Below are 14,155 nucleotides of genomic sequence, written 5' to 3' on the forward strand. Positions count from 1 at the left end.
CCAATAAAACAATTTTTTTAAAGTTCAAAGCCTCTCTCTCCGTGAATAGCTTCATCAAGACCTGTAGTCTCTGATTCATCATCTACCCTTGCACCTTTTGTAATTAACGAAACTATAAAGTATAATATTCCTGTTAAAATTGCAGTATAAACTATTGTTGCTAAAACAGCCTCTATTTGTATCAAAACCTGTGTAGCATTACCGTAAAGTAGGCCTTTTCCTGCAGGGTTAACCGAAGGATTTGCAAAAATACCTGTTGCAATAGCTCCCCATATACCGTTTAAAGCATGAACTCCAAATGTATCTAAAGAGTCATCGTATCCAAATTTCTTTTTAAGCCAGAACACACCTATAAATCCTAATATTCCTGAGATAACACCTATAACTATGCTACCAAACAAATCAACAAACCCGGCTGCAGGTGTTATAGCTACTAATCCAGCAACAACTCCCGAAGCAGCTCCAAGTAAAGTAGGTTTTTTGTAAATTATCCATTCTGTAATCATCCAAGATATAGCACCTAATGCTGCTGCAGTGTTAGTAACTAAAAATGCATTCGCTGCTATACCATCTGCTGCAAGCTCACTACCTGCATTAAATCCAAACCATCCAAACCATAGTAAAACAGCTCCCAATACTGTAAGGACAACTGAAGAAGGTAAAATTGCCTTTTTACCATAATCTTTTCTTTTTCCTACCAATAAAGCTAAGACTAAACCAGCAATACCAGCATTTATATGTACTACAGTACCACCTGCAAAATCTAAAGCACCAAGTTTAGATAAAAATCCCCCTCCCCATACCCAGTGAGCAATTGGAGAATAAACGAAAGTAAGCCAAAAAACAGTAAATAACAACCAAAATTGAAACTTTACCCTCTCTATGATAGCACCACTTATTAATGCTACTGTAATCGCTGCAAAAGTCATCTGAAAGGCAACAAAAAGTAATGTTGGTATATTTCCTGTTGACCATACATCATTTACAGATATTCCCATTAAAAAAGAATGCTCTAAACTTCCAATTATTCCAGATATATCTGTTCCAAAAGCTAATGTATACCCCCAAAAAATCCAGATAATAGATGCAACACAGTATGCTAAAAAGTTCATAGCAATAGTGTTAAGGATATTCTTTGACCTTGTCATACCTCCATAAAACAGAGCCAATCCTGCCGGAGTCATAAGCATAACTAATGCAGTGGCAACAATTATCCAAGCTGTGTTTCCAGAATCAATTTTTTGAGCCTCACCAGCAAAAACAAAAGTAGGAATAGATGTTCCTAAAATAAATGCTAAACGTCTCATCATAACACCTCCTGATTTTAATTTTATAAAGCTTCCGGACCTCTTTCCCCTGTTCTAATTCTTATAGCTTCTTCTACAGGGATAATAAAAATCTTTCCATCTCCCACCTTTCCGGTTCTTGCAGTTGATACGATAGCTTCAACAACTTTTTCTACCATTTCATCATCTACAACAACTTCAATCTTAAGTTTTGGTAAAAAATCGATTGTGTACTCAGCTCCACGATAAAACTCTGTGTGTCCCTTTTGTCTACCAAAGCCTCTAACTTCTGACACAGTGATACCAAAATTTCCAATACTAGCCAGAACATCTTTTACTTCTTCCAGCTTAAACGGTTTAATAATCGCTTCTACCTTTTTCATTGCTAAACCTCCTTGTTTAATACACATCAAATCTTAAACCAAAAATTATGCCAATCATACTAAATATTTCTAAAATCTGTATTTTTTATATTTTTTCATTTTAAAATATCTAAAATTTTTCTTTTAGATGCCTTCTTTTTGTGCAACCTTATGATACAAAAGCTATGTTTTAATGCAGATAAATAAATTTTCACTCATAGATGCTTACGAAAAGTCAGGCATGAATTTTGCATATTATAGAATAGAGTTAAAATTTAAAAAGGTGTTGTAGTTATGGAAAAGTTTGAACATGTTTTAAGTGAGATGAAAAATACTTTATGTGAAGAGTTAAAAAGTTTTCTGGAAAGATTTGAGAACTATGAAGATGAAAGATTTCAAGAAAACCTTTTTGTCTCATTCCCTTTTATAGAACTTTTTTATATTTTAGATGGTAATGGAATTCAGATAATAGACAATGTTATAAATCCTCTTTATATAAAGAAAGTAAGTAGATTTGGAAAAGGTGCTGATAGGTCTTCAAGGCCTTACTATTTGGAAGTAGTCAAAGAGAAAAAATGTATAGTAACAAAACCTTACAAATCTGTATCCAGTTCAGAAATATCTGCTACAGTTGCTATTCCAATAATAGATGAAAATGGATCAATAAAGAAAATATTATGTTTTGATATAGATTTAATAGCACTTTTACAGTCAGATAAGCATTTTTATACAAAAGATAAATTTGAAAAAATTACAAAAATATTTTACACAGTATTTAGTATTTTTTTAGGACTTATAAGTGTTAAACTCGTTTTGTGGGGTAGTTTAAATCTTTTTATTATAGACCCAAACCCAGAGCATATTTTTAAATCTGTAATTCTTGTTACACTTGCCATTGCAATATTTGATTTATCAAAAACGATCTTTGAAGAAGAAGTCCTTTTATACAAAGACCCACGAAGACATTCAGAAATTAGAAAAACTTTAACTAGATTTTTAGCATCTATAATTATAGCTATATCCATCGAAGCTTTAATGCTCGTATTTAAATTTACAATATCTGATCCTTCAAAGTTAATCTACTCAATGGGTATAATTGCATCTGTTGGTTTTGTTTTGATATCTTTGGGTATATATGTATTTTTAGGAACAAAATCAGAAATATCAGTAAAAAAGTTTGAGAGAGAATTTAAATAACAATTCTATCTCATAACTTCTACTTTTCTATTTACACTCTCTGATATTTTCTCAATAAGACTTTCTTTTACCTTTTCATACTCACCGATTATCCTACATCCGGCTGCATCTTTGTGGCCACCACCACCAAAGTACTTGGCTATCTCTTGAACATCAACCTCTCCTTTTCCTCTTAAAGATACTCTCCAAGTCTTTAAATCTTCTCTTTGAATCATAATAACTGCTACTTTTACACTTTCTATGCTTCTTGCAAAGTTTACAAAACCTTCTGTATCTTCTTCTGTTGTGTTTGTTTCGTTTAAAAACTCCCTAAATACTGTCAAAACAGCTATTTGACCATTATCATATAATTGTAAAGTCGATAGGGTTTTTTGGAGTAGTAGTAATACATTTACTTTGTTTCTTTCAAAAATCATCTTTGATATGTAATGTGGATCTGCTCCTTTTTCTGTTAGAAATTTTGCTATTTCAAATGTTTTTGATGTTGTATTGTTGTACTTAAAAGACCCTGTATCTGTAATAAGTCCTGTGTAAAGACAGGTTGCTATATCTTTGTCTACTAAAGATTCATCCCAAGTTCTAAGTAGTTCTGCAACTAAAGCTGTAGTTGAAGGGCTGTAATCATCTACACAGTCGTAAATACTTTCAAACTCTCCTCCAACGTGATGGTCTATTCTTATAAGTTCATGGGCTTGTATCTCAGTTCCTGCTCTTTTTCTGTGAGCTGCATCTACAAGTATAGCTACTGAAAATTTATGGTTTATAGGTAATTTTTTTATCTCATTTACATGAGGTAAAAAGTTGTAAACGTATGGAACATCGTCTTTCATTGCCATTGTTACATTTTTACCCAATTTTTTCAAAAATAGATAAAGGGCTATCATACTGCCTATTCCATCACCATCTGGATTTTCATGGGTAAATATGAGTATATCTTTTTCTTCTCTTTTTAATCTTTCTATTACAGGAACTGTTTTTTCCATCTTACCACCTCACAACTTCTTTTTTTCGTAAGGGCAGGTATAGAAAAACCAGATTTTAAGTTCCAAATGTATTCAAATAACCTGATTTTTCCATCCACCCTGCAGGGAATGATGCTCCCCACCTACTACTCCCTATCCATAAGGACTCAGGAGATACTTTGTAAAACAAATCAATCAACTTAAGCTTTACAGGATTGCAAAGCTTTATAAAGAAAGTTTTAAGATTTTCGTAAAACCTAAGTCTCAGGAGCTTGGCTCCTACTCTAATAATATTCACTGCTCCCACTAAATCTGCGTGAAATACTTTATTTAAAACTTTATCTTTAAATATATCTCCATCCCTTTTTCCTTGACATACTTCTTTATTTTTTGTCTCTTTTACTTCAAATATATTAGCTAACGGTGATGTTTTAGATGTATAACTCTCATCAACCTCTATAACTTCCATCCCATACTCATAAGCTTTGTATTCTATTAACTTTATCAACCTTCTAAAAGGAATAGATACAAACTCTTGATTAGTTTTCTTTCCTAAGTCTATGCCGTTTTTACTTTCAATTGCATTTTTTCCTATGTAGATGGTTTTATGTCCTGTTTCATGGAGTAAATCAACCAGTTTCCTTGCTATTTTGTGAAAGTTATTGTCAAGCCATCTCTTTCTGTGGGAAGATAGAGATTTCATCTTTAATTCTAATTCATAAATCTTCTTAGTAGCAACTTGGTTTTCAATAAAACCTTTCTTGACAGAGTTTTTTAAGTTGTCTATTTCAGCTCTAAGTTTTGACATTTCTTTGTTAAACCACTGATTGAAAGCTTTTATTTCTTTTCCTGATACTATAAAACTTTTTAACTCTGGATTTTCACTCACGACAGAAAGGAGTTCATTTAATCCTATATCTATTCCTGCTTTGTATTCTCCTTCTGGCTGTTCTACTTTTAAAGGATACTCATAAACAGCATCTACATAAAGGTCATCTCCAAAGAGTTTTATTCTTAGTGAGGAAATTTTATAAGGGAAATCTTTAGGTAATTTAACTTTAAGATACTTATTGTTTTTGAGCCTGATTATTATTTTATCTCCTTCTTGCTTAAAGGTGTTAACATTTCCTTCTACAGAAAAGTTCATAAGATATTTAAGTTTTTTAGCTTTAGGTGGTCTTGGTATTTCTTTAAATTTTTCAGGATTGGTTTTAAAGCTTTCAAGAGATTTGAAAAAGCTTTTAAAGTCTTTTATAGTCTGACGGATGATGTATTGGATGTAGTGAGGATTATCTACTTTCTCTTTCTGATTTTTAAGTTTTATAAGTAGGTCTGCTAATTCAGGATTACTTTCTATATTTTTTAAGACCTTTTCAAACTCTTCTTTGTATTTACCTGTATAGTTTTTTGCAACAAGACCATAGAGAATAGATTGGTTTAGTAAATGTTCTTTATAAAGGGTATAATATTTTGTGATAAGAATTGTAAGTATGTTTCTAAAGTGAGCAAGGTCTAAGAGTAGAGTTCTTACTTTTCTTTTTCTTTCTTTTCCGCCTACTCTTATGGTAAAAACTCTTTTTATTTTTTCTTGTGGTTTCATACAATTAAAGTAATCATTTAACTGCATTTTGTCAAGAGTTACTAAAAAATTTTAGTTATATATATATATCCAACCCTAATTTCCAATTCGAAAAAAAGATGAAATAAAAAACCTCCAGTGGTATCATAAAGTAAAACTACCACTGGAGGTAAAATCATGACTTTTAGAGATTATATCATAAACGTTTATATTCTGACAGATGAAATCCTAAAACTCATAAAACATAAACATAAAACAAATAAGCCTAAATTCTCTGATGTAGAGCTTATAACTCTCATCATATTTTCTATGAGCTATAGAAAAGGTGATTACAAAATAACACTTAAGGAATTTAAAGAGAATTACAATGACCTTTTCCCTTATGTTCCTCAATTACCAGCAATAGTAAAAAGAGCTAAAAAACTATATAAACTTGCTCAAGTAATCTCAATCATTCTTACAAATTTATTTTCTGAGAAGATAACCACAGTATACATAGCAGATACAAAACCAATACCTGTTTGTAAAAATCAAAGAATGAAAAGAAACAAGAAAGTTTCTGGTAAGTTATACAAAGGAAACAATGCAGCAAGAGAATGGTTTGGTTTTAAAATAAGATTAATAGTGGATTATTACAAAAGACCGATAGGATATGAGATTATTCCAGCTTCAAAGCATGATATAAACTTTTTAAAGGAAGTAAAAGAGGACAGTGTTTTGATAGATATATTAAACAAAGGGACAATAATAGCAGACAAAGCTTTTAATTCAAAGGATTTAAAAGAAGAATTTAAGAGTTTAGGAATAGAGTTAGAGGCTATAAGAAAGAAGGGGAAAGTACATCACAAACAAAAGGATAAACAAGAGTTTTTAAAGAGAGTAAGGAAGAGAATAGAGACAGTATTTAGCAAGTTATACTATATGGGAATAGAGGATATCAGGGCAGTATCTTTAGAAGGATTTAAAGCTAAGATAAACTTCTTCATTTTAGCTTTAAGTTTTGCTACTTGTCTTGGTTTGTTTTAAAATTATTTAAATTGGAAATTAGAGTATATATCCAATATATCTTTTGAAAAGAATTTTGATAAATCTTTTTCTATTTTTTCAGGGGTTTTTCCATTTGATATTTTGAGTCTTGAAACTGGTTATCAAAATTATGTATAAGTTTCAATACACAGTGAACACCTACCCCTTTAAAATAATTTCAACAAAAACAGGAGGTAGGTTATATGAAAGGTATTATAGGAACCCCCTATGTATATGACAACACTCTTTCCTAAAAAACTATCAAACAAGATTAAAGACATTCCTTTAACAAAAGAAGCCAAAAAAAGACTAAAATGGATACAGCACTACCAAGATACAAAAAATATATCCAAAACCTGCAGATACTTCGGAATATCAAGAACTACCTTCTATAAATGGTTTGAAAGATACAAAAAAGACGGACTTGAAGGACTTCTTGATAGACCTAAAACACCAAAAAACACAAGAAAACCAACTATAAGAAATCAGTACAGAGAACAAATAATAAAAGTCAGGAAACAAAACCCAACTTGGAGCAAAGAAAAAATATCGGCATATCTACAAGAAGAAAAAAACATAAAAGTATCACCATCTACAGTGTATAAAGTATTAAAAGAAGAAGGATTAATAGAGAGAACAAAATCAATTAAAATACAAAACAAAAGAAAAAAGAGTATAAAGAAGAAAAGGACAAAAAGAGGCTTGCAAGCACAAGCCCCAGGGGATGTAGTACAAATAGACGTAAAACACCTGAACATCGCAGGTGCAACATATTACCAATTCACAGCTATAGATAAGTATAGCAGATTTTGTTTTGCACGGGTATATGAAAGTAAAAATTCAAAGAAAACAAAAGAATTTTATATTGAGTTAAATGAGTATTTTGAATTTGAGATAAAGAGGGTACAAACAGATAACGGGAGTGAGTTTTTAGGGGAGTTTAACAAGTATTTAACGGATATAGGAGTGGAGCATTACTTTAGCTATCCAAGGAGTCCAAAGACTAATGGTGTTGTAGAAAGATTGATAAGGACAATAGAAGAGGAGTTATGGTTGATAGAGGGATTAGATTACACATTAGAGGAGATGAATAAGAAGTTAAGGAAGTATGTAAGGAAGTACAATTTTATAAGGCCACATCATTCTTTAGGATACAAAAGACCAGCAGACATTGTTTATGGAGTATGATAAAATTTTTAGGTGAAGGTGTTCACGATGTATAGAACTCATACACAAACTTACTTAGATGTGTTATTTTATCATAATGAATATAATGAGTAGAATGTTGTAAGTGTAAGCACTAAGATACCTTGCCAAACGTTTTGGCAAGATAGAAAAATAGAATAAGAGAGTGCTTATACACAACAGGAAGCCAGCCCTTGGATTACAGATTGATAAGCAATTTGTAATCTGAGCGGTATAAGTGCCTCTGGAGTAAGGCACGGAGCTTACTCACTCAAAATCCGTATTTTAAGGATTATTTGAGTGATAGTTCCTTAACCCGATGTATAGATGGGTATTCTTAGGAATATCTGTCTATGCAAAGGGATACTCTTCCATATTGTCTGGGATTTTTCCTCCAAACTCTTCAACGACTTTTTTACAACACTCTTTTATTAATTTTGCTTTTCTTTTGTAGTAGTTTATAGATTTGATTATTTCTTCTATCTCTTCTAAAGGTGCTTTTGCTACATCTTGTGGTGTGGGAAATTTTTTAAAGAAAATAGGTGTTATTTGATTTACTTTTTTATCTGTAGATTGGGCTGCTAAAATTGTTGCAACTGTTAACTGGTAAGGATTTTCAAAGTTTAAATCTATCCAAGGTTGTGGAAAGTGTTTTTTTAACCTATCTATTAATTCTTTCTCTGTAAAATTAGCCATTAGAATAAACTTTTTTGTACTATCGTTTGTTTTTTTTCTAAATTAGGTTTTTCTATCTCTTTTATCAATGATTTAAATCCTAATTTTTCAAAAATTTCCTTTAATTTTATTAGATCCGGCTTATCTTTCTTTAAAGATTCTATTTCTACGGGAATATCAATATCTTGATGTAGTTTTACTAAAGACCTAACTAACTGTATATCTTCTTTTGATACAGCTGCAAAACTTTCTTTTAATTTTCCTTTTAATTTGTCCTTATTTTCTAATATCCTATCGATACTTCCAAACTCTTGAAGTAAAGAAGCCGCTGTTTTAGGGCCTACTCCTTTTATTCCGGGAATGTTGTCTATACTGTCTCCTACAAGAACCAAGTAATCTATAAACTGCTGAGGACTAACACCGTATTTTTCAATGACTTTTTGGGTATCTACTATCTCTTCTTTCATAGGGTTAAATATTTTTATATGTTGATCTATAAGCTGATTCATATCTTTGTCTGGAGTAACTATTATAACTTCAAAACTACGATTTTCTGCTTTTTTAGATAAAGTGGCTATTATATCGTCAGCTTCGTATCCGGGGATTTCTAATATTTTTATTCCTAAAAGTTTTATTATTTCTTTTATTTTTGGGATTTGGACTTGAAGGTCGTTTGGAGTCTCTTTTCTTGTGGCTTTATACTCTTTGTATATTTTGTGTCTTACCGTTTTTTCTGGACGGTCAAAAACTACAGCAATATAGGGAGTGTTAAAGGTTGATATAAGTTTTAAAAGCATTCTTACAAAACCGTAAATTGCACCTGTAGGTGTTCCATCAGGAGCTGAAAGAGGTGGAAGGGCATAGTAAGCTCTATATAAGTAAGAAGATCCATCTACAAGTAAAAGTTTTTTATCCATTTTTTAGTATTCTCGCAACTTCTTTAGCAAAGTATGTAATTATTATGTCAGACCCGGCTCTCTTTATAGATGTAAGTGTTTCCATCATAACCTTCTTCTCATCTATCCATCCTAATTTTCCTGCTGCTTTTATCATTGAGTACTCACCACTTACATTGTAAGCCGCTAGTGGTATATTGAAGTTGTTTTTTATATCTCTTATTATATCTAAGTAAGCTAAAGCAGGTTTAACCATTACTATGTCTGCACCTTCTTCTATATCAAGTGCTACTTCTCTGAGAGCTTCTAATCTATTTGCAGGATCCATTTGGTAAGTTCTTCTATCTCCAAATGCAGGTGTTGAGTCAGCAGCTTCTCTAAAAGGCCCATAGTAAGATGATGCATACTTTGCAGAGTAAGCCATTATAGGAATATCATAAAATCCGGCAGAATCAAGAGCTTCTCTTATAGTTTTTACAACTCCGTCCATCATTCCAGATGGAGCTACCATATCAGCTCCTGCCTTTGCGTGGGATATAACTTGTTTTCTTGTATTTTCAAGGGTCAAATCGTTGTCAACATCATGATTATGTAAAACACCACAATGACCGTGGGAAGTATACTCACAAAAACACACATCAGTTATTACATAAAGATTAGGATAGTTTTTCTTTATATGTTTTATTGCTCTTTGGATTATACCTTCATCGTTCCATGTATCAGAGCCTACTTCATCTTTGTAGGAAGGAATACCAAAAAGTAAAACAGCAGGAATGCCAAGGGATACTACTTCATCAAGCTCTTCGTTAATTCTATCTAACGACCACCGGTAAATTCCGGGCATAGAAGGTATCTCTTTTTTAATGTTTTGACCATCTTCTATAAAAATGGGATAAATTAGATCATCTACAGAAAGGGTTGTTTCCCTTACTAAACGGCGAATATTTTCATTTTTTCTTAATCTTCTATACCTGTTTATAGGAAAACCCATAAAAAAGCTCCTTAGTACTTTTGTTCTACTTTTTCAGATTCACACACCTCTTTAATTTGGTCTTTTACAAGTTTTCCGTTTTCATATATCTTTTCTTGAACTTTGTGGCATCTTGTTTTTGCGTCATATCCTAAAGGTTTTGCTTCATAAACTGCCCTTCCATCTTCTGTTTGGTATCTTACAGGTTGTCCGGTTTGAACTGCTTCTACGGCTCCTCTTTTTGATATTTCAGCAATAGTTGCTCCTGCAATTGCACCGATAACACCACCAATAACACCACCTTTCCATTTGTTATTTTGTGTTAAGATAGCACCAGCTGTAGCACCTGTTATGGCACCTATTAATCCACCTTCGTAAGTTGACTGAGAAGGTCTGTAATATTCGGCACAGCTTGCCAATAAAATTGAACCTGCAAGTGTCAGCGCTACTACTTTTTTCATCTTTCTCACCTCTCTAAAATTATTTTAATCTGACATATTCCTACTATTATAGCAGTTTCCATTTTTAATATATAGTTTCCTAAACTAAGTGGTAAAAAACCTTTATCAACCAGTAGGTTTATCTCATCTTCTTTAAAACCACCTTCATTCCCAATGACTATGCTACAGTTTTGAAAAGTTTTTCCTATTAGGTCTTTTGTTTTTCTTTCGTATTCTTTTTCATAAAAAACAACTTTTAAGTCATCATAACTATTAATATTACTTAACTTTACAGGTTTGTCAATACTTACTGGATATAGTCTTCTACACTGTTTTATAGAGTTTAAAGCTATCTTTTCCCACTTTTGTATCTTTTTTTCTACATCAGACTGTTTAACTGCAGAGTTTTTAGATAAAACTGGGACAAATCTATCTACTCCAAGTTGAGATATAGGCTCTATTATATCGTCAATTTTTGAGAGTTGGTTTGGCATGCATTGATAAAGTGTTATTTTGTAATCTGGGATTTTAATATCTTGTTTTTGGATTGGTTTGATTAATGCTTTGTTTTTTTCAATCTTTAAGATTTCTCCTAAGTATATGTTGCCTTGAAGGTCGTTAACCTCTACTTTGTCTCCTTCTTTCAGTCTCCTGACCTTAACTGCATGATGATACTCATCATCTGTCAAAACCAAAAAATCACCTTCAAACTTACCGATAAATAAAGGATAACTCATTTAATTTTCTACTAACCATAAAATTTTCATTTAACCTATTATAGATAAGTTTTAATCTAATTTCCAAAGATGTTGCATAAAAAAGAAAAATTTGTTATACTTTTTATAGTAAAAAAAAGACCTTGACAGCTGAATAAGATAACCCTCACTTAAATTTTTGGAAAATAAGGGAATTTTGTTATTTGATATTAAGTATCATTTAGTTTTGCATCGTGAAAACAGAAAATATATTATTGTAATATTCAAGTAGTGATGCGGGTGAAAGTGGGAATATAATAGAAAATATATTTGCATTATGCGAGCTACGATGCAATTAACCTCAATTTGCGAGTGGTTAACGAAAATAAAAATTGCCTGCAAAGTAGCGTCATTACTTGATTAATGGCTTTTTTGATTTTTGAAAAATTAACGGGTTTTCTCCCGACTATGAGGGAATTGAAGTTTTATCAAACAAAACTAATTATAGGAGGTGTAATATGACAATAAAACTCTTCAAACATCAGGAAGAAGCTATTACTCTTTATAAACAAAGAGAGTTTTCTCCCGACTATGAGGGAATTGAAGTCGGGATTCTGTTAATAAAATTAATAACAATCAAAAGTTTTCTCCCGACTATGAGGGAATTGAAGTCCCGATCTAGATGCTCAAGCATTTTGTCAAACAAAAGTTTTCTCCCGACTATGAGGGAATTGAAGAAAAAATTAAGATCTTAGAGCTTTCAGCGAATGAAAGTTTTCTCCCGACTATGAGGGAATTGAAGGCAGTCAATGATAAATCTTTGTTTACTCTGTATTTTGGTTTTCTCCCGACTATGAGGGAATTGAAGATAGCAAAACCTGCTATGCCAAATCAGGTAAATCAGGTTTTCTCCCGACTATGAGGGAATTGAAGTATATTAGAAAGGATTAAGTAATTGAAAAATAAGGGGTTTTCTCCCGACTATGAGGGAATTGAAGTAATAATGCCTCCTTTGATTTTAATTGTTTAATACCGTTTTTTCCCGACTATGAGGGTGAAGATGAAAGAGTAAAAGCTCTTGATATAGAGCTCCTTAACTGGAAGGTTTAGAAATGAAAACTGTAGCTAAAGAAAAAGCTTTAGAAAGATTAGAGATAGCACACTGGCAAATAGAAGCTGGAAAAATAAACACTTTAGGCTCTACTTTATACTTTGCTTTATTTAATTACATGCAGTCTATTTTAGGTGAAGCTCCTGAAGGAAGATGGAAGCACATAGGAATATTAAAATTTTTTCTAAAAATCTGCACAGAAAAAAATTACTTAGATAAATTAACATTGAGAAAAATATCCAAAATTTATGAAGACTTATACCAATACAGATTAAAAGCCGACTATTTAGATGAAGATCTTACAGAAAAAGAAAAAAGAGAGCTTATATTTATATACGAAGTTGTAAAAGAGGTAATTAATAATGGCAAAAATTAAAGAAATACAGCTTATTACAAAACTGTTAAATGAATTAATAAAAATAAAAGGTATTGAAAATATAGAGCTTATTAACATTCCGGATGATGTAGAAGCTGATGTAGGACTGAGAATAAGACTAAGAAATAACTACGACTGGATAGAAGTTAATCATAAAATAAGCGATATTATATGGGCTTTATTTGAGAAGACAGGAGAGTATATTACAGTTTACAGAGAGTTTGACAATTCTGTTGATAAAATTGTTGAAAGTTTTTAGTAAGTATATTTATTTTTAATTTTTTTTACTTACCGAATTGCAGACGTCGTCCTATCAAAAATGGCAGTTTTTGAGTCTCAATTAGAATGGGTTAATTGAGATTAATTAAATTAAGTTATTGAAAAATAATCACTGTCGATCTCCGGGGATTTTTGCAGGATTGGAGGTCGACAGGAAAAAATACATTCCGGTTGCATTTTTTAGAAAAGTGTACTATAATGTTTGATAGTTGATAATAAAGGATTTAAACCTTGACAATAGAATAGGCTAAAAGAAGGTTTTTAGAGTGCCTATGAGGAATTGAAACTGGTTGTTTTATGGTTGCGTTTATTATGCTGTCTATTAGTTTTTAGAGTGCCTATGAGGAATTGAAACTTTGGTAGACAGCATAGTAGCTCTTACCCGAACCAGGTTTTTAGAGTGCCTATGAGGAATTGAAACCTTCTGTTCCTTCATCATCATCAAAAATCAGAGTGTAGGTTTTTAGAGTGCCTATGAGGAATTGAAACGGACCTTCACCTTCAAATTTGATTTTCACGCCTGAGTTTTTAGAGTGCCTATGAGGAATTGAAACATTATAGTTAATAAAAAATATATAGGTACCATAAAAAAGTTTTTAGAGTGCCTATGAGGAATTGAAACACATAAAGAAAGGTAATATTGTAGATAAAACTTGTGGGTTTTTAGAGTGCCTATGAGGAATTGAAACAACTGCATTATTTGAATATTCAAATATTCGCATAAAGGTTTTTAGAGTGCCTATGAGGAATTGAAACTGAATGATGTGTTTATATGAATTATGAATGATGTGTGTTTTTAGAGTGCCTATGAGGAATTGAAACTTGTTTGATATTCATTATATGTATTGTTATTGATGTTGTTTTTAGAGTGCCTATGAGGAATTGAAACTTGTTTGATATTCATTATATGTATTGTTATTGATGTTGTTTTTAGAGTGCCTATGAGGAATTGAAACTTGTAGATGTAGAAGCCCAATCTCAACAGGAAGGTGGTTTTTCTCCCGACTATGAAAGAATTGAAGAATTCTACCCTCGATTTCATCAATTACTGCTACTTCGTTTTCTCCCGACTATGAGGGAATTTGTCTGATTTGTTGAAAGATTTTGATATTGACC

The 14,155-nt window shown here is 31.8% G+C and carries 14 protein-coding genes and 1 CRISPR repeat array; of the genes, 5 read left to right on the plus strand and 9 right to left on the minus strand.

The genetic code is table 11. The features are described from left to right. Positions 1 to 17: 17 nt before the first annotated feature. Positions 18 to 1,307: an ammonium transporter gene (locus SULAZ_RS05660; protein ID WP_012674391.1), complete on the minus strand. Its 1,290-nt coding sequence runs from the start codon at positions 1,305 to 1,307 to the stop codon at positions 18 to 20. A gap of 23 nt (positions 1,308 to 1,330) precedes the next feature. Further along, on the minus strand, positions 1,331 to 1,669 hold the full coding sequence (locus SULAZ_RS05665) for a P-II family nitrogen regulator (RefSeq protein ID WP_012674761.1): 339 nt from the start codon (positions 1,667 to 1,669) through the stop codon (positions 1,331 to 1,333). A 273-nt stretch (positions 1,670 to 1,942) separates the two neighbouring features. Here SULAZ_RS05665 and SULAZ_RS05670 point away from each other — a divergent pair, with 273 nt between their 5' ends. Beyond that, on the plus strand, positions 1,943 to 2,845 hold the full coding sequence (locus tag SULAZ_RS05670) for a PDC sensor domain-containing protein (RefSeq protein ID WP_012674568.1): 903 nt from the start codon (positions 1,943 to 1,945) through the stop codon (positions 2,843 to 2,845). Positions 2,846 to 2,850: 5 nt separating this feature from the next. Here SULAZ_RS05670 and SULAZ_RS05675 read toward each other — a convergent pair whose 3' ends face one another. Continuing rightward, positions 2,851 to 3,828: a DHH family phosphoesterase gene (locus SULAZ_RS05675; RefSeq protein ID WP_012674259.1), complete on the minus strand. Its 978-nt coding sequence runs from the start codon at positions 3,826 to 3,828 to the stop codon at positions 2,851 to 2,853. A gap of 55 nt (positions 3,829 to 3,883) precedes the next feature. After that, positions 3,884 to 5,407: an RNA-guided endonuclease InsQ/TnpB family protein gene (locus SULAZ_RS05680; RefSeq protein WP_012674743.1), complete on the minus strand. Its 1,524-nt coding sequence runs from the start codon at positions 5,405 to 5,407 to the stop codon at positions 3,884 to 3,886. A gap of 156 nt (positions 5,408 to 5,563) precedes the next feature. On the opposite strand from SULAZ_RS05680, the gene SULAZ_RS05685 reads away from it, so the two are divergent. Together SULAZ_RS05685 and SULAZ_RS05690 are read left to right on the plus strand one after the other, a co-directional pair. Beyond that, entirely contained in the window at positions 5,564 to 6,412 is an 849-nt protein-coding gene (locus SULAZ_RS05685) for an IS982 family transposase (RefSeq protein ID WP_012673626.1), read from the plus strand. 234 nt (positions 6,413 to 6,646) lie between these two features. Continuing rightward, entirely contained in the window at positions 6,647 to 7,600 is a 954-nt protein-coding gene (locus SULAZ_RS05690) for an IS481 family transposase (RefSeq protein WP_187145710.1), read from the plus strand. A 348-nt stretch (positions 7,601 to 7,948) separates the two neighbouring features. Here the strand turns inward: SULAZ_RS05690 and SULAZ_RS05695 are convergent, their stop codons facing one another. The 5 genes from SULAZ_RS05695 to SULAZ_RS05715 are packed head-to-tail and all read right to left on the minus strand — an operon-like array spanning position 7,949 to position 11,315. Further along, complete coding sequence (locus SULAZ_RS05695; RefSeq protein ID WP_012674728.1) at positions 7,949 to 8,293, minus strand: endonuclease III domain-containing protein; 345 nt, start codon at positions 8,291 to 8,293, stop codon at positions 7,949 to 7,951. Further along, positions 8,293 to 9,189, minus strand: coding sequence for a 5'-3' exonuclease (locus SULAZ_RS05700; RefSeq protein ID WP_012674129.1), 897 nt, complete (start codon positions 9,187 to 9,189; stop codon positions 8,293 to 8,295). Before SULAZ_RS05700 ends, SULAZ_RS05695 begins: the two co-directional genes overlap by 1 nt. Beyond that, complete coding sequence (gene hemB, locus SULAZ_RS05705; protein WP_012674839.1) at positions 9,182 to 10,159, minus strand: porphobilinogen synthase; 978 nt, start codon at positions 10,157 to 10,159, stop codon at positions 9,182 to 9,184. Before hemB ends, SULAZ_RS05700 begins: the two co-directional genes overlap by 8 nt. An 11-nt stretch (positions 10,160 to 10,170) precedes the next feature. Next, positions 10,171 to 10,599 (minus strand): YMGG-like glycine zipper-containing protein, encoded by a 429-nt coding sequence (locus SULAZ_RS05710; protein ID WP_012673894.1) that lies wholly within the window; start codon positions 10,597 to 10,599, stop codon positions 10,171 to 10,173. Positions 10,600 to 10,604: 5 nt separating this feature from the next. Beyond that, positions 10,605 to 11,315, minus strand: coding sequence for an RsmE family RNA methyltransferase (locus tag SULAZ_RS05715; protein ID WP_041675864.1), 711 nt, complete (start codon positions 11,313 to 11,315; stop codon positions 10,605 to 10,607). Positions 11,316 to 11,850: 535 nt separating this feature from the next. Next, positions 11,851 to 12,272: direct repeats of the CRISPR family, unit length 29 nt; unit sequence GTTTTCTCCCGACTATGAGGGAATTGAAG. Positions 12,273 to 12,385: 113 nt separating this feature from the next. On the opposite strand from SULAZ_RS05715, the gene SULAZ_RS05720 reads away from it, so the two are divergent. Further along, a complete protein-coding gene (locus SULAZ_RS05720; protein WP_012674250.1) occupies positions 12,386 to 12,760 on the plus strand; it encodes a HEPN domain-containing protein in 375 nt (124 codons plus the stop codon). Then, complete coding sequence (locus SULAZ_RS05725; RefSeq protein WP_012674266.1) at positions 12,747 to 13,019, plus strand: hypothetical protein; 273 nt, start codon at positions 12,747 to 12,749, stop codon at positions 13,017 to 13,019. Before SULAZ_RS05720 ends, SULAZ_RS05725 begins: the two co-directional genes overlap by 14 nt. Positions 13,020 to 14,155 lie beyond the last annotated feature (1,136 nt).

The sequence above is a fragment of the Sulfurihydrogenibium azorense Az-Fu1 genome (assembly GCF_000021545.1).
Classification (GTDB): Bacteria; Aquificota; Aquificia; order Aquificales; family Hydrogenothermaceae; genus Sulfurihydrogenibium; species Sulfurihydrogenibium azorense.